This is a genomic window from Chryseobacterium sp. T16E-39, from assembly GCF_002216065.1.
Taxonomy (GTDB): domain Bacteria; phylum Bacteroidota; class Bacteroidia; order Flavobacteriales; family Weeksellaceae; genus Chryseobacterium.
Genome location: NZ_CP022282.1, coordinates 3,987,882 through 4,008,841 on the forward strand (window position 1 = coordinate 3,987,882; position 20,960 = coordinate 4,008,841).

Below are 20,960 nucleotides of genomic sequence, written 5' to 3' on the forward strand. Positions count from 1 at the left end.
AACTACGCATTTTTTTCAACAGCAGGAATTGGATTAGCATAATTGGCCAGTCCATAATTTTGAGTTAAACACAACTCAGGATTTTTAATGTGCCATTCAAATTCATCTCTGAAATGGCGTATAGCTGCTGCAACAGGCCATGCTGCTGCATCACCTAAAGGACAAATAGTATTTCCTTCGATTTTTCTTTGGATATCCCAAAGTAGATCAATGTCTTCCATTTTTCCTTGTCCGCTTTCAATTTTCTTCAAAATTTTGTACATCCATCCCGTTCCTTCACGGCAAGGAGTACATTGTCCACAACTTTCGTGATTATAAAATCTCGCAAGTGTCATGGTATGTTCTACGATACACTGGTCTTCATCCAAAACGATAAAACCTCCTGAACCCATCATTGTTCCGGTAGCAAAGCCACCATCAGCTAAAGATTCGTAATTCATATATCTCGGTTCTCCGTTTACTGTTCTTAGCAATAGATTGGCAGGAACAATTGGAACAGAACTACCACCTGGAATACAGGCTTTTAGTTTTTTTCCATTGGGAATACCACCACAATATTCGTCGGAGTAAATGAATTCCTCAACGGTTATTGTCATATCAATTTCGTAAACCCCAGGCTTATTGATGTTTCCACAAGCGGAAATCAATTTAGTACCCGTAGATCTTCCTACTCCTATTTTTGCAAATTCAGCTCCTGTAATGTTGATAATTGGAACTACTGCTGCAATAGATTCAACATTATTTACCACAGTTGGTCTTTCCCAAAGTCCTTTTACAGCTGGGAATGGTGGTTTTAATCTTGGGTTTCCTCTTTTACCTTCAAGAGATTCAAGCAATGCTGTTTCTTCTCCACAGATATAAGCTCCACCACCTCTCTGAACATAGATTTCGCAATCGAAACCTGTTCCCAGAATGTTTTTACCTAAAAATCCAGCTGCTTTTGCCTCTTCAATCGCTTCTTCCAAGATATCCGGAATCCAAGAATATTCTCCACGGATGTAGATATAAGAAACATTTGAACCTAAACAAAAAGAAGAGATAAGCATTCCTTCAATCAATAAATGAGGAAGGAATTCCATTAAATATCTGTCTTTAAAAGTTCCCGGCTCAGATTCATCTGCATTCACTACCAAGTGTCTTGGAATACCTTCCGGTTTTGCCAAAAAGCTCCATTTCATCCCTGTAGGAAATCCTGCACCACCACGACCACGAAGTCCTGAAGTTTTTACTTCTTCTAAAATCTCATCGGGTGTCATCTTCAAGGCTTTTTCTGCAGCTTCGTAACCTCCCTGTTTACGGTATGTTTCGAAATAGCGAATGCCTTCTATATGTGCGTCTTTAAGTAAAAGTTTTTTACTCATTGTTATTTGCATATTGCAATTGGCTTTTGGCTTCTTGCATTAATTATTATTAAACGTTAAGTGAATAATTTAAAATCTAAAATTTAGAATTTAAAATTTCTATTAATCTAAAGCAATCTGGCCCTCTCTGCAAAGATCAAGGATTTCGTCTACTTTTTCTATCGTTAAATTTTCATGAAAGAATTTTCCTAACTGCATCATCGGTGCATATCCACAAGCACCAAGACATTCAGCAGGCTTTAATGTGAACATACCGTCTTCAGTAGTCTGTCCATCTTTAATGTTCAGTTTCGTTCTGATATGATTTAGAATCTTTTCGCTTCCGCAAACCATACATGGTCCCGTTCTGCACACTTCTAAAACATATTTACCAACCGGTTTCATATTGAACATGGTATAGAAAGTAGCTACTTCGTATACTTCAATTGGCGTAATACTCAATAATTCTGCAACATAATCCATTACCGGAACATCCAGCCATCCTCCAAATTCTTTTTGTGCTAAATGAAGAACAGGAAGAAGAGCAGACTTTTGTCTTCCTTCAGGATATCTTGCGATAATTTTATGTACCTGTGCTAAACTTTCCGGTTTAAAAGCTATTGTTTCGCTCACTTTTTTAAATTTTAAATTTTGAATTTTAGATTTTAGATTCTAAAAAATTTCAATTTTTATATTAGTTTGGATTAATCTAAAATTCATAATCCAAAATCTGTAATTTTTTTATGCGTCTAATTCTCCCGCAATAATATTCATACTACACATTGTTACAATCGCATCAGATATTACAGCACCTGTAATCATTTCCGGATATGCCTGGTAGTAGATAAAACATGGTCTTCTGAAGTGCAGTCTGTAAGGACTTCTTCCTCCATCACTCACTAAATAGAATCCTAATTCTCCATTTCCTCCTTCTACTGCATGGTATACTTCTCCTTTAGGAATTTCAGTTTCTCCCATTACAATTTTGAAGTGGTAGATCAAAGCTTCCATTTTATTATAAACATCTGCCTTCTCCGGAAGATAGAAATCAGGTACATCAGCATGGAAATCTCCTTCCGGAAGATTGCTGTATGCCTGTTCGATTATTTTAATTGATTCCCAGATTTCCTGTTGACGAACCATGAAACGGTCGTAAGTGTCACCTGCTGTTCCCACTGGAATAATGAAGTCGAAATCCTGATAAGAAGAATAAGGTTGTGCAACTCTTACATCATAATCTATACCCGCTGCACGTAAATTAGGACCTGTAAAACCATAGCTTAATGCTCTTTCCGCAGAAATGGCTCCTGCACCAATGGTTCTGTCCATAAAAATTCTGTTTCTTTCCAGAAGTTGGCCAAATTCAGCAAACTTTTTAGGGAAAGTTTTTAAGAAGTCTTTGATTAATTCATGACACTTTGGGGTCAGATCTCTTTCAAAACCTCCGATTCTTCCCATATTGGTCGTCATCCTTGCTCCACAGATCTGCTCATAAATATCATAGATACGCTCTCTTTCAATAAACATATACGTAAGACCTGTAATCGCTCCGGCATCCATTCCTGTTACTCCATTACAGATCAGGTGATCTCCGATTCTTGCCAGCTCCATTAGGATTACACGAATATAATCTACACGTTTAGGAACCTCAATCCCTATAAGCTTCTCAACCGTCATGTGCCATCCCAGATTGTTGATCGGGGCAGAACAGTAGTTCATACGATCGGTAAGGGTAGTGATCTGAGTATAGTTTCTTCTTTCAGAAATTTTTTCAAATGCTCTGTGAATGTATCCTACTGTTTGCTCTGCATGAAGAATTCTTTCTCCATCCATCGTTAGGACATTCTGGAAAATCCCGTGAGTTGCAGGGTGAGTTGGACCTAAATTGAGGGTGTATAATTGTCCGTCAATCTGTTCCTTACTTTCGTATTGGTTAAGTATATTAGATAATGAGTTATCTTTCATAATGATTGCTTTTAGCTGTTTGCTTCTGGCTATTGGCTACCTGCCATTGGCCATTCGCTTTTTATCTTCCGAACATGCTATCGTTCTTGTCAGTTCTGGTACCATCTTCAAGACGATATTCTTTCAACATTGGGTGATAACCCAGATCCTCCATATTCAAGATTGCTCTTAAATCCGGATGTCCTTTAAATTTAATTCCAAAGAAATCAAAAGTCTCTCTTTCCATCCAGTTAGCCCCGGCATATAATTCTGTAAGAGAATCTACCTCTATATTTTCTCTGGACATGAATACCTTAAGACGAATTCTGAAATTGGTCATCATATTATGCAAATGATAAACTACTCCGATTTCTTTTTCAGGGAATTCAGGATAATGTATTCCACAGATATCTGTAAGGAAGTTAATTTCTAAAGACGAATCCTTAAGGTAATGGATTACTTTTTTAATATCTTCTTTTTTCACTTCAACGGTCAGCATTCCATAAGGTTCCGAACTGGAAAGTACAGTATCCGGAAATTCTCTTGTTATTGCTTCTAATACAAATTCGTTCGTCATTTCCGTTTAGTTGCTTATGTTGTAAGAATCTAATAAATTCTGATATTCAGGCATATCTCTTCTTCTGATGCTTTCGCTTTCTGCAAGAGCCTGAACCTGCATTACTCCTTCAATGATCTGCTCTGGTCTTGGTGGACATCCAGGAACATATACGTCTACAGGAATGATTTTATCTATTCCCTGTAAAACAGAGTAAGTGTCGAAAATACCACCACTAGAAGCACAAGCTCCTACTGCAACCACCCATTTTGGCTCTGCCATCTGGGTGTATACTTCTTTTAGGACAGGGCCTAATTTCTTCGATATAGTTCCACAAACCATCAACATGTCTGCCTGTCTTGGTGAGAAAGAGTTTCTTTCCATACCAAATCTTGAAGCATCATAAGTAGGGTTTAGGGTAGCCATAAACTCGATACCACAACAAGAGGTTGCAAATGGTAACGGCCAGAGAGAAAACTTTCTTGCCATCCCGATTACACTGCTCAATTTTGTTGCGAAAAATCCTTCTCCTTCAAATCCTTCCGGAGCAGGTGCATCTGTTCTTATTACTGGTTTTTGATCTGACATTTTATTAAATATTTAAAGATTAAAAATCTAAAATTTAAAAACATAACAATTTTTAAATTCGTTAAATAATTAAACCTTTTTAATGTTAAAATTTATTTATCCCAATCTAATGCGCCACGTTTCCACACATAGATAAATCCTACAAAGAAAATAGCTACAAATGTAAGTACCGCTAGAAATCCTTCAAATCCGAATTCTCTGAAGTTAACAGCATACGGATAAAAAAATACGATTTCAATATCGAATAGAACAAACAATACAGCGGTAAGGAAATACTTAATAGAAAAAGGTGTTCTGGCATTACCTTCTACAGGTATACCACATTCCCAGCTTTGATTTTTTACAGAATTTCCTTTCTTCTGACGAGGTCCTAAGAAATGCGCTCCAAGCAAAGAAACAGCCACAAAACCAATTGCAACACCGGCTTGGATAAGGATCGGAATATAACTTTCAGGTAAATTCATTTTTGCATTATTATCTCAATTTGCAAATTTAGCGAATAAACAAGAAAGCATGAAATTAATAAGCTTAAATGTGGAGTTAAAATAGGGAAAACCGGTAATTTAGAATGAATAAAAATTAGAGACTGATTATTATTTTTTTAGTGTATTTTTCACCATTTTTTGTAGTCACTATCAAAAGATATTGTCCATGTGTTATATCAGAGACATCTAATTTTTCAATGCTGTTCTGTTTTGAAAAATCTTTAATAAGCTTTCCGGAACTATCAAACATTTGTATGGACGTGATTTGTTGCCTTTCAATATTAGTTTTGCAAATAATATTGGTTTTGGTTGGATTAACCACATTGAAATAGATACCTGTAGTATTGGCTTCCTGAACTCCCAAAGTTGGTATACATGTCGATTCTATACCCGTTAAGTCATAATAGGATGCTGCACCGTTAATCTGATAATTGTATGTTCTGATTGGTGGTCCAACTTGTTTAGTGATCATGTCCAGTTCATGTAGGGTAGAGTTATATCCTGAAGAGCCTATAACATATACTTTGGAATAGCTTCCATAATGTATTGAAAAAGCTGAGTATAGGTTTGATAAGGTACCGAAATTGATAAACGGGCAGCTTGCCGAAGGGGTATTCATATTGATTTCAAGTATCCCCGTTAACGTAGTTACGAAAAGCCTCCTGTCATAAAAAAAGAGATCTCCTGCTACGTATTGTCCGGACGGCAGATCGCCCATATACGAAAACGTTCCGGTACTAATTTCATATTTGTAAAGCTTGGCCGGAGATCCTACTGCGTATAAATAGGGTCCGGAATCGGAAGTTAAAGCTCTAATTGAGCCGTATGGATTAGTGAAATCACCAAGGAATTCGCAGGTGTCGTTAGAGCTTTTTTTTCTGTATAATGATCCTGAAGTAGTTACATAATACAGATTGTTGGAAGCGTCTATGGCAATATCTGTATACACTTCGTTTGCGGGATTCGTAGGCGGGCAGAAAGTTTCTTCTATTTCATTTGTATTTGCAACGTTAAGCTTATATACCTTATTTACGTTACTGGTGAAGTTTAAAGTAGTGCTTACATAAAATTCCTGGGAATCTATTTTTATTAAAATAAAAAAAGCTCCTAAAAGGATAGTTTTTAATAATAAGTTCATGGTATACAGTGTATTAGTGTAGTGTAAAAATATAAAAATATTTTTAACAAAACTAAAAAATACTCTGTAAGGAGCTGTTACTTCTTCATTTTTTTAAGAAGTGAGTAAGCCATAAATGAAATATAACCAAAAAGAATACTTGCATATGCAATGTTGATTACCGTATTCGTCTTGTCATCTCCGTTTTGAAAAAAGAAGTTGTACACGATAAACCCGGCAATAAGAATGGCGAAAACGATAAGATGTGGTTTCATGAGGAGAATTGTATTTTATTTGTTACGAGATGCGGGGTTCGGGTTATCAGATGTGGATTTCGGGGTTGTGATCAGGATGAGAAATGATGATCTCATTTCAAATTTGGATAGGATTTTCTCCAATCTCACAATCCGAATCTCGAATCTTATTAGCCATTTACCATTAAAGAATACGTCCTCCTTCTTTTATGATTCACGGGGTTATAATCCTGCCAAAGAACCTGTACGCTTTTATTTTCCTCTAATTCAGGATTGGTTTCAGCGAATTCAATTCCCATACTGGTAAAACGGACAAAAATTTCTTTAAAAATAATTGCGGTAACACCTCTTCGCTGATACTCCGGATGTATTCCGATAAGATAGAAATTAGCGCGGTCATTCTTCTTGCCAGCTTGTAAAAAATGCCACCATCCAAATGGGAAAAGTTTACCTTTTGATTTTTGTAAAGCTTTTGAATAAGATGGCATGGTAATAGCGAATGATACAAGTTGGTTATTTTCATCAACAACGCAGATTACATAATTTTTATCTATAAAAGGAAAGTATTTTTCCCTGTATGTTTTTATTTGTTCATCAGAAATAGGTGTGTATGTAGACAGGTGTTTGTAGGTTTCGTCCAGTAATTTGAACATAGGTTCTACAAAAGGAAGAATCTCTTCTTTAGATTTGAAATTAAGGACCTTAAGTTTGTATTTCTGTGCAATCAACCCACTGAATTTTTCCACTTTTTCGGGTAAAACTTTTGGGAAGTTCATTTCGTATTCTACCCATTCCTTTTCTTTGACCATTCCCAGTGCTTCAAGATGTTTTGGATAGTATTCGTGATTGTAGATCCCTATCATTGTTGCCAGTTTGTCAAATCCCATGGTCAGCATTCCTGCTTTGTCGAGATTTGTGAAGCCCATTGGCCCTTCAATCATATCAATTGTATGTTCCTTGGCATAATCAATCACTTTTTGAATAAGTGCCTTAGAAACTTCTTTGTCATCAATGAAATCTATCCAGCCAAATCTTACTTTCTTTATGCCAAGTTCTTTTTCTTCTTTGTGATTAATAATTACCGCAATTCTTCCAACTACTTTTTGGTCTTTAAAGGCAAGGTACTGTTTTGATTCTGAATAGTTAAGTGCCGGGTTTTCTATAGCATTCCAGATTTTAAATTCATCTTTTATGAAAGACGGAACGTAATACGGATTGTTTTTGTATAAATCCATCGGGAATTTTACAAACTGTTTTAAATCGTTCTGGGTTTTTACTTCTAGAATTGAAACTTTTGACATAGTTTTTGAGGGTAATTTAAAAGACAAAGATAAATAATAAAATGTAATACTTTGGCACAGTTTTTACATCTTACAGGGTAAAAATATCTATAAAATTTAATAAAAAATGATTGGTTATTATGTAATTATTGGGATTACAATGCTGGTGAGCTGGTATGTTTCATCAAAATTGAAATCTAAATTTGAGTATTATTCCAATGTGCACCTTCGAAATGGCCTATCTGGGAAAGAAGTGGCCGAAAAAATGCTAAGAGATAACGGAATTAATGATGTTCAGGTAATTTCAGTTCCTGGACAATTAACAGATCACTATAATCCAGGAGATAAAACGGTTAACCTTTCAGAAGGGGTGTACATGCAGAGGAATGCAGCCGCAGCAGCGGTAGCAGCTCACGAATGTGGTCATGCGGTACAGCATGCAGTAGGATATTCGATGCTGCAATTGAGGTCAAAATTAGTGCCCATTGTTAATATAAGCTCTAATTTGATGCAGTTTGTTATTATGGCTGGTATTGCTGTAATGGTTGCCAGTAGAAGTATTGAAAACCCTAACGGGAATACAACGGTATTAGCTATAGGGGTAGCCTTGTTTGCAGTTACTACTCTTTTCGCATTTGTAACTCTTCCTGTGGAATATGATGCAAGTAACAGGGCGATGAAGTGGCTAAAAGACACCGGAACAGTAACAGCCGAAGAGTATGTAGGTGTACAGGATAGTTTAAAATGGGCTGCAAGAACATATGTTGTGGCGGCGATTGGATCTTTAGTTCAACTTCTCTATTGGGTATCCTTATTGATGGGGGGACGAAGAAATTAATCTTTAAATTCAAAAGAAACATATTGCATCTCTGATAGTTTATCGGAGATGTTTTCTTTTTGTGCTGTCTTTAAGGAAGCGGTAAGAATGCAGTTGTCATCCGCATCGAAATTCAAGACTTTTGCATCAAACTTTGATAACAGGGTAAAGATAGTGTTCTGCTGGTTAAAGTTAAATTGAATTTCAACTTCTGTTTCCAGTTCTCTGGTAATAATGTGGGCTTCTTCCAATGTGAATTTTGCAGATTCTTTGTATGCTTTTACCAAACCCGAAACGCCCAGTTTAGTCCCTCCATAATAACGGACAACAATAACCAGGACGTTTGTTATTTCATGAGCAAGCAACTGATTGTAGATGGGCAGGCCAGCACTGCCTGAAGGTTCACCATCATCATTTGCACGGTAATTTTCACCGTTTAATCCCATTCTGAAAGCGTAACAATGATGCGTGGCTTTTGGATGCTCAGTTCTTACTTTTTCCAGAGCATTTTTAAGTTCATTGTCATTATTAACAGGATAAGCAAATCCTATAAACTTGCTTCCTTTCTCCTTTATTAATGTATTTTCAATAGGGTTTTCGATTGTTTTATACTCGTGCATTTAGTCAGTTGTCATTTTGCTGATTTACAAAGGTAAGATTTTACACAAAAAAAGAGCGTTTCCGCTCTTATAATCATTGTCAGTTAAATTTTTTAACATGCTTCAGGGAAACTACCCTCAACCCAGGCTGGTGGACAGTTCATGTCCTGTGAGTTTGTACAACATTTTGCCTGTAATGATGGTGGGTAATAGGTGCAGCATTGAGCGTGCACTCCTCCGGTTACTTTTTTTAAATTCTGACGTGTCACTTTTTTAAGATTTTTCATAATGATATATTACTTAGTTTGGAATGTATAAATTGTTTAATATATATGGGACGGTTTAGTCACATAAATCCATTGGGAGTAGGCACATATTGGTATTTGGACCACAAAAATCTGCTGGACAGTGATCTTTACAAGTAGTCGTTTGTCCGTTTGGTAAAATGCATGCTACCCGTGCTCCTCCAGTAATACTTTTCAAATTGATTCTGGTGATTTTTTTAAGATTTTTCATAATATGATAGTTTAGTTTAAGCCAAATTACTCATATTATTTCAAATCATTGTGATAATTTAATGAGAAATTAAGAATTGTCAGAAGAGTAAAATGACAATGTGTTATCTCTTACTGTTTGATTTTTAAATGGTTTTGAATCTAAGTGAGGTGCTTTTGTTCCACTATCAAGCTTTAGATTCTCATTTTTAATAACGATCGCTTCATCCCAAAGGCCGGCATTAATAAATTGCTGTAAGGTAAAGCTTCCTCCTTCTATAATAACAGATTGGATCTGTTCTTTATATAAAGCGCTCATTAGAGTAGGGATAAAATTATCTTTTTCAATTTTGATCCAGTGGATATGATCTTTTTCTTCTTCTTTGATGGAGTTAAAAACTAATGTTTTTGCTTCATTATTATAGATCTTAAAATCAATGGGAACCTTTAAATCAAAATCAATTAAAATTCTTACAGGGTTGATACCCTCAACATTTCTGACCGTTAAGCTAGGATTGTCATTAAGTGCAGTTTGGGTTCCTACTAAAATAGCATGTTCGTCGGCTCGTAATTGATGGACAAACTGATTGACGAGCGAATTTGAAATGGATACCGGTTTAAAATCCTTATCTAAGAATCCATCTGCAGATTCCGCCCATTTTAGAATAATATAAGGTCTTTTCTTTTCGTGATAGGTGAAAAATCTTTTATTGAGTGCAATACATTCTTTTTCCAGGATACCAGAAATTACTTCTATTCCTGCATCCTGAATAATCTTTTTACCCTTACCATTCACCTTGTCATGGGAGTCCATAGCTCCGATTACAACTTTTTTGAATCCAAGTTCTTTGATCTTTAAGGCGCATGGAGGTGTTTTTCCATAATGCGCGCATGGTTCAAGAGATACATAGATGGTAGATTCAGGAATAAGATCTTTGTCGATTACAGAATTGATGGCATTGATCTCAGCATGAGGTTCACCGGCCTTGTGATGATATCCTTCCCCAATGATTTCATCTTTGTAAACAATAACACTTCCTACTAAAGGATTGGGATAGGTTCTGCCCAAAGCTTTTTGGGCCAGTTCAATACATCTTTGTAAATATAGTTCGTCCTGCATGATATAAAAAAGGCGAAGACAAATTTCTTTGCTTCGCCCTTATAATTTTTTTATGAATTAGTCTCCTACAATAATATTGTGAAGATTTTGTTTTAAAGTTTCCAGATGTGCTTTCTTTTCATCAATCGTATTGAAAGTATCTGTTAATAAAGGATTATCTCTTGAAGGCTTATTGAAGAATGCGAGGTTGTTTTCTAATTTTACAATTTCAGATTCAAGATCAGAAATCTGACTCTTCATTTTTCTTGCTTTATCTGTCAATTGGTTTTCAGAAAGGCCATCTTCTTTCAATTCAAGTTCGTTGATCTTATTCAGCTTTAATTTTTCTCTTAAAGTTTTATTGAACTCGGAGTTGATCGAGATTTTATCTCTAGGAACTTTACCAATATTATTCCACGATGTTTTTATGGTTTCAATTTTCTCTATACTTCCTTCATCGTTAGAAATAGTTTTCAGTTCTTCAAGAAGTTCTTTTTTCTGTTTGTAATTTTCTTTCCAGTTATCGGTGGAAGCATTACTTTTTTCTCTGTAGTTATTGAAGAACGTGTTGCAGGCATCACGGAATTCATCCCATATTTTATTGGTCATGCTTTTTGGTACATGGCCAATTTTTTTCCAGTCTTCCTGAAGCTTTTTGAACAATGGAACGGCAATATCCCATTCTTCGTTATTCATATTGTCCTGAGCCGTTTGAATCAATTTTAGTTTTTCTTCTAAATTGGTTTGCTGAGAGCCTTTTAAGGACTTGTAATAATTGTTTTTTGTTGTATTAAAGTTTCGGAGTGTCGTTTTGAAATCATTCCAGTTTTGATTGGATAGTTTTCTTGGAACACTACCGGTTTTTAAAAAATCAGAACGTAAATCCTCAACTCTTTTAATCGCATTTTGCCAATAGTTGTGGTTAGGTGTTTCTGAAGGTTCTGAGAGTTTTTTAATTTCTTCAATAACCTTGTTTTTCTTTTCAAGGTTTTCAGTTTGCTCGGATTCAATAGCAGCAGAAAGTTCTGATTTTCTTTCGTGAATTTTATTAGAGATCTCTTTAAATTCTTCCCATGTTTTTTCACGGAATTCTTCAGCTACAGGTTCAGCTTCCTCTTTCCAAAGTTTATGAAGGTATTGAAGTTCATTCAACGCCTTTTGGATCACGGGTTCATTTTCAAGTTCTTTTGCACGGGCAATGATGTGTTGTCTTTTTTCAAGATTATGACCATATTCCTGCTCCAGAAATTCTTTATTCAGATCCAGCATTTGATAAAACTGATTCAAATGGTGGAAATAATTATTGTTAAGAATTTTAAATTCAGATTTTGCAACTTGCCCTGCGTTAGACCAGTCTTCTTTTATCTCACGGATAGATTTGAATAAATTAGTATTGGGCTCTGAATTGGTATATAGATTTTTAAGTCTTTCAATAATGCTCTGACGGTGTTCCAGATTTTTCTTTTGCTCCTGTTCCTGTCCTTTCTGGAAGTTGTCATGCTTTTCTCTGAAAATATTAACTAAAGCCGAAAGTTTTGATTGTGAAGGGTGTTCATAGCTGAAGTTTTCAGCTGGGTTTCCTGCTTCTACATAATCATGCTTTTTGTCCTCTACTTCGTCGTGGATGTAATGACTTGCTTTTTCTTTTAATTGATTGAATCTTCTGTTATCTTCGCCTGCGTTGGGAGCGTTGATGATTTTTTCCATTTCTTTCAATGCATCAGCAAGGGAAATATCGGCATCCGCATGCTCTTCAAGGTGCTCAACATCTTCATGCTGATTTTCATCCTGAGGTACAGCGTTTTCCAAGGTTTCTTCTTGAGGTACTTCGATCGAATTTTTATTTTCTTCGTTTTCAGAAAGATTATTTTCTGTTGTCATAGCAAATCTTTTATGTGAGCGGCGTTAATATCTTTTGTAAGTAGCTAAAATGCCAATTAATGCACTAATTTATGTTATTTTTTTTGAAAATTCCAAATTTCCCAAGCTTTTTCTGCTTGTTGTTCAAGCATGTAATATCCGTTCACTGTTTTCGCTCCTTTTTCGGATGCATTAATAATGAACCTCGTGTAATTGGGATTATATATTAAATCGATGACCAAATGTTGCTTAGAAAGTCCCTCAAATGGGAATTTTAGGCAATCGTTAATGTTAGGGAAAGTTCCCACCGGAGTAGTCTGAATAATGAGCTTGTGATCCTGAACCATCTCTGTGCTAAGATTATCAAAATTTAATATAGAATTTCTTGAAATAATTTCTGAGGGAATTCCGTTTTTGTCTAATACATACTTCACTGCTTTTGCAGCACCTCCGTTTCCTAAAATTAATGCAGATAGGTGATGTTCTTTTTTATGTAAAAGCAATGTCTTCTCGAATCCAACGGCATCTGTATTGTAACCTGTTTTTTTTCCGTTTTGAATCAGAACACAGTTGACTGCACCAATTTTTTCAGCTTCCTCACTTAATTCATCCAGGTAGTCAATGATTTTTTCTTTGTAGGGAATAGTAACATTAAACCCTAAAACCTCCGGTTGTGAAAATAAATTTTCAACTTCATCAATTTCTTTAAGATCAAAAATATCATAAGAAATACCTTTTAACATTAATTTTTGGAATTTATTCTCGAAGAATTTTTTAGAAAAAGAATACGAAATATTTCTTCCTACTAAGCCTAATTTTTTATTGGAATCCATCTATCAAAAATAAAAAAAAGACCGAACAAATCGGTCTTTAAAGATTAAAAAATTTTTAAGATTATTCTACAATGAATTTTGTAGATATATTATCTGTTTTAAGGATGTAATTTCCTTTTACTAAACCTTTTAACTGAATTTTATTAGAGTTCTTGAATGGGTTTACAAAGACCTCGATCAATTTTCCTGAAAGGTCATAGATCTCAGCTTTAGAAATTTTACTTAAATGATCTCCTTTTACATACAATTCATTGTTTTTAACCGGGTTAGGGTATACAATGAAAGGAGATTGGTTTTTAGTGGAGTCTACTGTTCCTAATGTTGAATTACATGTCCAGCTAAGATCATCCATTGCTATTCTATTGCTCGAAGAAGAAGTCGTGATAATCTTAATTACAGCATTTCCTACAACATTAATATTGTTGATCGTTGTTGTGTTAACTGTAGCACTATATGGGATTGTACCTACAACGGTTCCATTAACTTCGACATTTAATGTTCCTGCGCTACCGGTATATTTTAATTGTGTTGTTAACGTTAAGCTTTGTACACCTCCGGAAATTGTTGAACTTGTAAGTACTCCATTACGAATTGTGATTGATTTTCCGTTAATCGTTTCGTCTGTTCTGGCTGAAGTTGCAGTCCAGGTAATGCCATTATTAGTCCACGTTCTGTCAATGTAAGAACTAGGAGTAGGGGTTGTTGGTATCGTGTCAAAAGTTTCTGTTCCACAGCTACCTCCTGTTTGCCCTGCTAATGTTGTTCCCTGGGCAATATTACTTTGCGGAGATGAATTTCCTCCGGCATCTTTGGCGATAACATAGAAATCATAGTTTGTTGATGGAGATAATCCTGAAACCACAGCAGAAGTTCCTGTGACATAAGTTTTGAAAGTATTGTTCGCATAAATATCATAACCAAGCACTCCAATATTGTCGGTTGCTGCAGTCCAGCTTAAAGACATCGAATTCGATGTTGGATTGCTTGCGATAAGGTTTGTAGCTGCTGTCGGTGCCTGAGTGTCGATAACAGGTGTTCCCCAGATCTGAGCTACATATTCAGGGTGATCAATATAAGGGTTTCTATTATTCTGGTAAATGTAAGATGCATTGTTTCTTGCAATTTCTTCTGGTGAAACAGGATCTGCGGCATGCCATGCTAAGAGTTGATTCAATTCCCAAGGCTGTAAACCTGGAAAAGCAGAACCACCCAGTATATTTCCTGTACTGAATGTGGAAAGCTGGTCTTCATATCTTGTTACAAAGTAAAGAACCATTCTTGCAACATCACCTTTAAAGGCATTGTTTGGTTCAAATACAGTATCTGTATATCCTGCAGAAGCTGAGTTTCCAAGTTTAGATCCGTTTTGGGAAACGAATGTAGGTGTTTCTACAACTCCAAACGGATAATTAGACCTCATGCCGTTTACTTTGTAATCTGTAGGGCGGATAAAGTGTACATCCGACTTCATAGGCAGGTTTTCACTGAAAAGACTTTGAGGAACTATATGTTCTCTATTGTAGCAGGTTCCTTCAGGTCCGTTATTGCTTCCGCATTGATTGACTGTGAAATTGAAATTGTATGGATCAACCCCTGTTGGGTTTTCAGAATAAATATCTAAAACAGTCCCATCGTTCTCGTAAAAACTGTCTTTGTCTGTCGTTTGATAGGCTCCCCAAAGGTCATTATAAGTGTGCTGAACATATCCGGTAGAAATGATTTCCTTTAGTTTGGTCTTTAGGGGTGCTCCTGATAATCCGGCAGCCGGATCATAGTATCCTGCCGGAATCTGTGCAAATGTATAAAATGAGACAAAAGCAAGTAAAAAAGAGAGTAAAATTCGTTTCATTGTTTAAAAATTGGGAGCCAAAGGTACAAAAAAACGTATGCGAGGTGTATTAACTTTTAGTAATATACTCTTTGCTTATTTTTGAGAACACCCATGAAATAATGAAGCCGAATAATGATGCAGTGACCGCAACAATAAGATAGTTTTTGCCAACGATTTTTACAGGGAATGGAAGTGTTTCATTAGCTTTAAAAAATTCCGTGAACAATTGGAAATAGCAAAGTGCTGTTCCCAAAATCAATCCGGAAATAATTCCCGAAATAACGATCAGGAGACCTGTATAAAAATAGATCCTTCTTAAATGGTTTAGAGGGAACCCTAAAGAGATCAGTGACCTTGCCTGTTCTTTTTTATCAAGCTGTAAAATAATAATGGCGCCTGCGAGATTAAAAGTGGTAATAAATATGACTAAAGCAAAAATTAGATAGATAAAAAGCTTTTCTGTATTAATCATTTTCCAGAACGCCGCATTTTCTTCTTCCTTGGTTTTGATATCAATACCTTTTCCTAATGTGGAAAGAAGCTTACTTTTGATCTGGTCTGCATTTTCCGGACTTTTTAATTTTACAACAATTTGATAAGCAGAATTTTTCGGGAGACTGAGGAGCTGTTCCGTCAGTTCGATAGGGGAAATGATGTAACTGTCGAGTTGGTCTTTCCCAGGAAAGATACCTGTAACCAGAATATCTTTTTTATTATAAATATCTTCTTCTTTACTAATAATCCCTAATCCGGGTTTAGGCATAAAGATCGTGGCATAATCTTTTGAGGAAGCCACCGGAATTGATAATCTGTTGTCTAAAGAGTTTTCCATTAGTACTTCATTCGAATACTCGAAGCTTGGATAGCTTCCGTAAAAAACATCTCGATTAATAGGATTTACAATGGTGTAAGCGGAATCAACACCCCGCAGATAAGCAATGTCTCCTTTGCCGTTATAATTGATGTAAACCTTTTCTTCAATAACTCTTGAAAAACTAACGATATCCTGATTCTTTTTTAGTATATCTTCAATTTTGGTCAGATTTTTTAAAGTTTTTCCTGAAGAACTTTTAATGGTGAGATCAGCATGAAGATTGGAGATCAGATCCTTATTAAGATCTTCCAGTCCTGAGAAAACGGATATGATAACAAACATTGCAGTTACAGCAACCATCATTGCTCCCACGGATAACCATGTGATAAAAGTAACGGCTGTGCTTCCTTTTTTAGCTAAAAGGTATCTGGAAGCAATATAAAATGCAATGTTTTTCAAGATCTACAGTACAGGATTATCTCCTTCTCCTCTTAATTCTTTTTCAATTTTTTCAACATCATCCAGAGTGGTATCCAGATAAAAATTAAGCTGCGGAATAATACGCACCTGTTTAGCCATTTTCTGACCTATGAAATTTCTGTATTGGGTTTTATTTTCCTCGATCTCCTTCATAATGTTAGGACGGAATTCCTGAGGAAAAATGCTTAAGTAAATTTTTGCAATACTTAAATCTGCAGTTACTTTAACATCAGAAACAGAAACTAAAATATTCTGCTTGCTTTCAGCAGACTGTTTGCGGAACAATTCTGCAAAATCTTCCTGTATAATCTGTGCTACTTTTCTTTGTCTGTTACTTTCCATAATTTATGCAAATTTACTACTTTTGTTTGAATTGCTCATTTGAAATGTAATGGGTATTTCAAATTTACGATTTAATTATAGTATTTTACTTATGAAGTTAGAACATATCGGCATTGCCGTGAAATCTTTAGGTGTTTCCGATGAACTTTTTGAAAAGCTTTTAGGAAAATCTTCTTATAAAAAAGAAACCGTAGAAAGGGAAGGAGTGGTAACTTCTTTTTATGAAACAGGAGAAAGCAAAATCGAGCTTCTTGAAGCCAGCAATCCTGAGAGTCCGATCTCAAAATTCATCGATAAAAAAGGGGAGGGTATCCATCATTTAGCCTTTGGTGTTGAAAACATCGTGGAAGAAGTAAAAAGATTAAAAAAAGAAGGCTTTCAATTTATCTCCGAAGAGCCGAAAGAAGGTGCTGATAACAAATTAGTTGTCTTCCTTCATCCCAAATCTACCAATGGAGTACTCGTAGAACTTTGTCAAGAAAAGTGATAAAAAGTTTTGTAGTGAAAGAAATTTTACTATTTTTGCAAGCACAAAATTTAACCAAGTTTTGAGGTCCTATAGCTCAGTTGGTTAGAGCACCTGACTCATAATCAGGTGGTCCCTGGTTCGAGCCCAGGTGGGACCACACAAAAAGCCACTTACAGTAGATGTGAGTGGCTTTTTTATAGGTTGTAAGGTAATGTCAAAATTTTATCTCAATTCTAATAATAATTATATCAAAAAAAATCATGAAAAATATTTTACTTAGTTTCTTTGCCATTCTATTAGGTGCTTTCATAATATTCAATGTTTGGTGGTCTCATGGTGGAGGAAGATTTTTGGGGATCATAGCTTTTTTTGTTATTGCTGGTGGTTCTCTTTTTTTAAGTATTTCTTTGACAAAAATTATGATCCCAATCCAGGCAGATATTAGTTTTTCAGTTCTTTCAGAAAAAGATAAATATGAAATTCTCAAACGTTCTATTGGTCAGAAAAAACTAAAAATGATCAATATTTGCTACATTTCATTATTTCTGATTTTATTTGCTGCTACAGCCGTTGGATTGGTTATTTCTGTAAACAAATATGAAAAATATCAACTGAAAACTTACGGACTTATTCAGAAAGTGAAAATCAATACGATTGAGCATAAAGGAAAGGGGGATCCCTATGCGTTTTTCGATTTTTATCTTGATGGTAAGAAATATTCTACAGACTTAAGTCAGAAAAACTATACTGTAGGTGATAGTGCAACTATTATTTTTTCTACTGATAATACTGATATTGTAGACTGGGCTGAAGACTTCAATGTCAGTGAATAAATAAACCAGTTTTTACTAAACCAACCCAAACAATCTCACCAAGTAAATGGATATTAAGCATCAGTTCACTTATCATGATTGTTTTATCTTTTTCAGCTTATGTTGTTCAGTCACCTACATTTCCTGAAATTTTATTTACTCAGCCATTCTGTATAGTATTTTGATATAAAATGTAATATTATATCTGTTGCTTTTATTTACTGGTATTTAAGCAAAGGACATCGACGATCGATCCATCAAATTTTATAATGACTGCAAAATCAGATGAAAAGATTAGGCAGTTGAACTATCTGCCAGGAATATATGTGCTATTAGTGAGATTATAAGGTCCGTAAATAAAATTACTTTTCAATGCCAATTAAAAATTATATTTCAGCCCACCGGTAATGTAGCCTTGTAAAGCTGTTATAGAGGCTTCATCGGTACCTAATTGTGAAGTGTAACTATTTATATAATTGAAGGATTTAAGATTCAAAATATTATTAAATCTTATGTTATATTCCCAGTCAGACTTTTCTTTTCGATAAGATACCTGTCCACCAATTAAAAAATTTCTTAATGTATTCTGTTCAGTTTTCTGGATTAAATACTCTCCCAGAATATTTCCTATTAATTCTTTTTTATATTCGTTCTTATACCCAATGATATTTTTAGATTATCTTGTTTAGAGTTTGTATTAAAGAAACTTTGCTCAAAAATACCTTTTGTGAAAGTGTACCCCAGATCAAATTGTAAAGGTCTGTTTTTAAAATTAGTCGATAATTTTTGAGAAAGCTCAAAGTTGTAAATAGAAGTTACATTATTATTTCCTGCAATAAAATTTGAATCTTTAAAAATAGATCCCGAAAATTTTGATTTCAAATTCAGACTTTTTGATAGTCTGTTGTCACTGGAAAGCACTGAGACATATCTGTCTTTAGATTGTCCTATAGTATTTTGTAAAGCTGAAAATGTTCCAAAGTTTTTTAAATCAGAAGTGATACTTGGCTTAATCTTCTCATATATAAAAATAAAAAACAGTAAAGAACCTTTTTCCATATTAAACCTGTTCCAGGTGAATTTGTAGTTTTCGATATTACTTAACAGATCAGGCGTCAGTAATCCATTTTGGGAAGAAGATAATTCTTTTGTATATACAGGGCTATATTGAAGAAGTCTTATGTTGGGAGTTGTATATCTGGAATTATATTCTATTCCGATCTCCGTGCTAGCTTCCGATTTCGGGCTATATTTTATTTTAAAGCTTTTTTCAAAATAGTGTTTTTCGGACTCATTTATGGTGAGAAAATGAGAACTTAACGATCCGGAAAAATCAAATTTACCAAACTGTTTATAGAAGCTTAAATCATTTATATAATGATATATCTTTATCTTTTTGCTTTCATTGGTTTGAGAAGCAAACTCTAAGAGTTCAGATGCATCTTTTTTGTAAGAAAGCCCGGAATGAAAGTTGAAATTTACAAGCTTATTTTTATTTTTCAAATAAGCATCTAACGAATATTTATTTGAAGTGATATCATATCTTTGAGAAAGAAAATCGTTATTCGTTAAGAACAGATTGTTATTGGAAAGCACATTCAATCTACCCGAATAATTTTCATTTAATTGGCTTAAGGCTAATATTATTTTTGAATTATTCATTTGCTTATTCCAGGATAGAAAGTTGCTCAGATTATTATTTTTTACAGTATTCCGGATGTCATAAAAAGTAGAAGCTTCAGAATAACGTTCAGTTTGTTGATTGAAATTATCCTGAGTAGGGTTGTATCCAAAATTGTAATATAAAAAGCTTTTGTCATCAAAACTCTTTTTAATTTTAATCTGGGTTGTTCCTAAATAACCTTTATTTTTTTCTGCCTTTTGTTCATTGAAATTATAATTTTGCGGTTGCCCTTCAAATGCAGTTCTTTTTGTAGTTGAAAGTTTTTCCAAACTGGCATTATTTAAAATTGAAAATGCAGTGATGCTAAAACTCTTTTTTGATTTGGAATATTGTAAAGCTCCAAACTGATTAGATTTAGATTTTACTTTATTATCATTATTTAAAAAAGAAGGGATCTCCACATCCACAGAACTGCTCGAATTTTCTATGTTTTCCTGAGAATTCATTTCATAGAAATCCATAAAGCTAATTGGGTCTTTAGCAATATTATTTGCATCTGCAATTAAAGCAAGATTACCGATTTTACCAAGCTTAAATAGATTAGAATGAGCAAGATAAGAATTTTTAGTACCATAATTTCCTTCAATATTTCCTGTTATTTTTCCTTTGTATTCTTCTTTTAATTTTAAATTTAAAGCGGTGGATTGGTTTCCACTTAAAGTAGTGAAATTCTGCCAGAGATCAATCCCACTAATCATATCAGCTGAAAGATTTTGAGTTGCTATTTTATGATTTTTTCCAAAAAATTCATTTCCTTCGACCAAAACCTGACCAATTGTATTTCCTTTGTAGGTTACTTTCCCATTATCTGAAATATCTAACCCCGGAAGTTTTTTAATCAGATCTTCCGTGGTTCTTTCTGTTCCGTCGCGAACAGCTTTTAAGTTAAAAGAAATTGTATCTTCTTTTGCTTTTGCTATTTTAGGACGGGATTTTATTTCGACCTCCTGTATTTCTTGTACCTGTGGTTCTAAAACGATTTCAAAATCAGATTGATCAAGAGTGTTGATCTCAAGGATTTTTGTTTTATAAAAAACAGAAGTGAATTTTAAAGAAAAAACCCCCTTTTCAGAGAGTTCAAATATACATTGTCCTGCATTATTAGTTTTTTTGAAATCTATTGTTTTACCATTTTTAATGAGTTGTACATTTACATTTTCAGAAGATTTATTTGTATTGTCTTTTATTTTAATGTGAATACTTTGAGACCATGCTATTGAAAAACTCATTAAAAATAGAACGTATAGTAATTTCTGCATTAT

At 34.6% G+C, this 20,960-nt stretch carries 22 protein-coding genes and 1 tRNA gene; 4 read left to right on the forward strand and 19 right to left on the reverse strand.

Annotated features, from left to right (window positions below):
• Positions 1 to 2: 2 nt before the first annotated feature.
• From nuoF to CEY12_RS18130, 9 genes are all read right to left on the reverse strand, one after another.
• Positions 3 to 1,361, reverse strand: coding sequence for an NADH-quinone oxidoreductase subunit NuoF (nuoF, locus tag CEY12_RS18095; RefSeq protein ID WP_089029011.1), 1,359 nt, complete (start codon positions 1,359 to 1,361; stop codon positions 3 to 5).
• Between the two features lie 102 nt (positions 1,362 to 1,463).
• The gene (nuoE, locus tag CEY12_RS18100) at positions 1,464 to 1,973 is read right to left on the reverse strand and encodes a complex I 24 kDa subunit family protein (RefSeq protein WP_089029012.1); all 510 of its coding nucleotides are present in this window, start codon (positions 1,971 to 1,973) and stop codon (positions 1,464 to 1,466) included.
• Between the two features lie 108 nt (positions 1,974 to 2,081).
• Complete coding sequence (gene nuoD, locus CEY12_RS18105) at positions 2,082 to 3,305, reverse strand: NADH dehydrogenase (quinone) subunit D (RefSeq protein ID WP_089029013.1); 1,224 nt, start codon at positions 3,303 to 3,305, stop codon at positions 2,082 to 2,084.
• Positions 3,306 to 3,366: 61 nt separating this feature from the next.
• Entirely contained in the window at positions 3,367 to 3,861 is a 495-nt protein-coding gene (locus CEY12_RS18110; RefSeq protein ID WP_089029014.1) for an NADH-quinone oxidoreductase subunit C, read from the reverse strand.
• A 6-nt stretch (positions 3,862 to 3,867) separates the two neighbouring features.
• On the reverse strand, positions 3,868 to 4,428 hold the full coding sequence (locus CEY12_RS18115) for an NADH-quinone oxidoreductase subunit B (protein WP_089029015.1): 561 nt from the start codon (positions 4,426 to 4,428) through the stop codon (positions 3,868 to 3,870).
• A 92-nt stretch (positions 4,429 to 4,520) separates the two neighbouring features.
• A complete protein-coding gene (locus tag CEY12_RS18120; RefSeq protein ID WP_089029016.1) occupies positions 4,521 to 4,892 on the reverse strand; it encodes an NADH-quinone oxidoreductase subunit A in 372 nt (123 codons plus the stop codon).
• 115 nt (positions 4,893 to 5,007) lie between these two features.
• Complete coding sequence (locus tag CEY12_RS18125) at positions 5,008 to 6,051, reverse strand: T9SS type A sorting domain-containing protein (protein ID WP_089029017.1); 1,044 nt, start codon at positions 6,049 to 6,051, stop codon at positions 5,008 to 5,010.
• Between the two features lie 77 nt (positions 6,052 to 6,128).
• A complete protein-coding gene (locus CEY12_RS22485) occupies positions 6,129 to 6,305 on the reverse strand; it encodes a hypothetical protein (protein ID WP_172821046.1) in 177 nt (58 codons plus the stop codon).
• A gap of 149 nt (positions 6,306 to 6,454) precedes the next feature.
• Positions 6,455 to 7,585, reverse strand: a complete 1,131-nt coding sequence (locus tag CEY12_RS18130; protein WP_089029018.1) for a GTP cyclohydrolase — start codon at positions 7,583 to 7,585, stop codon at positions 6,455 to 6,457.
• Positions 7,586 to 7,691: 106 nt separating this feature from the next.
• Here CEY12_RS18130 and CEY12_RS18135 point away from each other — a divergent pair, with 106 nt between their 5' ends.
• Positions 7,692 to 8,402 carry a zinc metallopeptidase gene (locus CEY12_RS18135; protein WP_172821047.1) on the forward strand — a complete coding sequence of 237 codons (711 nt, stop codon included), beginning with the start codon at positions 7,692 to 7,694 and terminating at the stop codon, positions 8,400 to 8,402.
• Here CEY12_RS18135 and CEY12_RS18140 read toward each other — a convergent pair.
• From CEY12_RS18140 to rbfA, 9 genes are all read right to left on the reverse strand, one after another.
• Positions 8,399 to 9,001: an IMPACT family protein gene (locus CEY12_RS18140; protein WP_089029019.1), complete on the reverse strand. Its 603-nt coding sequence runs from the start codon at positions 8,999 to 9,001 to the stop codon at positions 8,399 to 8,401. The genes CEY12_RS18135 and CEY12_RS18140 overlap by 4 nt on opposite strands.
• Positions 9,002 to 9,093: 92 nt before the next feature.
• Positions 9,094 to 9,267, reverse strand: coding sequence for a bacteriocin-like protein (locus CEY12_RS22335; protein ID WP_157676847.1), 174 nt, complete (start codon positions 9,265 to 9,267; stop codon positions 9,094 to 9,096).
• Between the two features lie 55 nt (positions 9,268 to 9,322).
• A complete protein-coding gene (locus CEY12_RS22890) occupies positions 9,323 to 9,496 on the reverse strand; it encodes a bacteriocin-like protein (protein ID WP_410493864.1) in 174 nt (57 codons plus the stop codon).
• 69 nt (positions 9,497 to 9,565) lie between these two features.
• The gene (gene ribD, locus CEY12_RS18145; RefSeq protein ID WP_089029020.1) at positions 9,566 to 10,594 is read right to left on the reverse strand and encodes a bifunctional diaminohydroxyphosphoribosylaminopyrimidine deaminase/5-amino-6-(5-phosphoribosylamino)uracil reductase RibD; all 1,029 of its coding nucleotides are present in this window, start codon (positions 10,592 to 10,594) and stop codon (positions 9,566 to 9,568) included.
• Positions 10,595 to 10,651: 57 nt separating this feature from the next.
• Positions 10,652 to 12,454: a DUF349 domain-containing protein gene (locus tag CEY12_RS18150; RefSeq protein ID WP_089029021.1), complete on the reverse strand. Its 1,803-nt coding sequence runs from the start codon at positions 12,452 to 12,454 to the stop codon at positions 10,652 to 10,654.
• Positions 12,455 to 12,528: 74 nt separating this feature from the next.
• A complete protein-coding gene (locus tag CEY12_RS18155; protein ID WP_089029022.1) occupies positions 12,529 to 13,266 on the reverse strand; it encodes a shikimate dehydrogenase family protein in 738 nt (245 codons plus the stop codon).
• 61 nt (positions 13,267 to 13,327) lie between these two features.
• The gene (locus tag CEY12_RS18160; protein ID WP_089029023.1) at positions 13,328 to 15,115 is read right to left on the reverse strand and encodes an endonuclease; all 1,788 of its coding nucleotides are present in this window, start codon (positions 15,113 to 15,115) and stop codon (positions 13,328 to 13,330) included.
• 49 nt (positions 15,116 to 15,164) lie between these two features.
• Positions 15,165 to 16,370 (reverse strand): ABC transporter permease, encoded by a 1,206-nt coding sequence (locus CEY12_RS18165; RefSeq protein ID WP_089029024.1) that lies wholly within the window; start codon positions 16,368 to 16,370, stop codon positions 15,165 to 15,167.
• A gap of 3 nt (positions 16,371 to 16,373) precedes the next feature.
• Positions 16,374 to 16,733: a 30S ribosome-binding factor RbfA gene (gene rbfA / locus CEY12_RS18170; protein WP_089029025.1), complete on the reverse strand. Its 360-nt coding sequence runs from the start codon at positions 16,731 to 16,733 to the stop codon at positions 16,374 to 16,376.
• Positions 16,734 to 16,824: 91 nt separating this feature from the next.
• On the opposite strand from rbfA, the gene mce reads away from it, so the two are divergent.
• The 3 genes from mce to CEY12_RS18185 all read left to right on the forward strand — a co-directional run bounded on the left by mce (position 16,825) and on the right by CEY12_RS18185 (position 18,035).
• Positions 16,825 to 17,220 (forward strand): methylmalonyl-CoA epimerase, encoded by a 396-nt coding sequence (gene mce / locus CEY12_RS18175; RefSeq protein ID WP_089029921.1) that lies wholly within the window; start codon positions 16,825 to 16,827, stop codon positions 17,218 to 17,220.
• Positions 17,221 to 17,285: 65 nt separating this feature from the next.
• A tRNA-Ile gene (locus CEY12_RS18180) sits at positions 17,286 to 17,359 on the forward strand.
• Between the two features lie 103 nt (positions 17,360 to 17,462).
• Positions 17,463 to 18,035: a hypothetical protein gene (locus tag CEY12_RS18185; RefSeq protein ID WP_089029026.1), complete on the forward strand. Its 573-nt coding sequence runs from the start codon at positions 17,463 to 17,465 to the stop codon at positions 18,033 to 18,035.
• Positions 18,036 to 18,644: 609 nt separating this feature from the next.
• On the opposite strand, the gene CEY12_RS18190 is transcribed toward CEY12_RS18185, so the two are convergent.
• A complete protein-coding gene (locus CEY12_RS18190; protein WP_157676848.1) occupies positions 18,645 to 20,957 on the reverse strand; it encodes a hypothetical protein in 2,313 nt (770 codons plus the stop codon).
• Positions 20,958 to 20,960 lie beyond the last annotated feature (3 nt).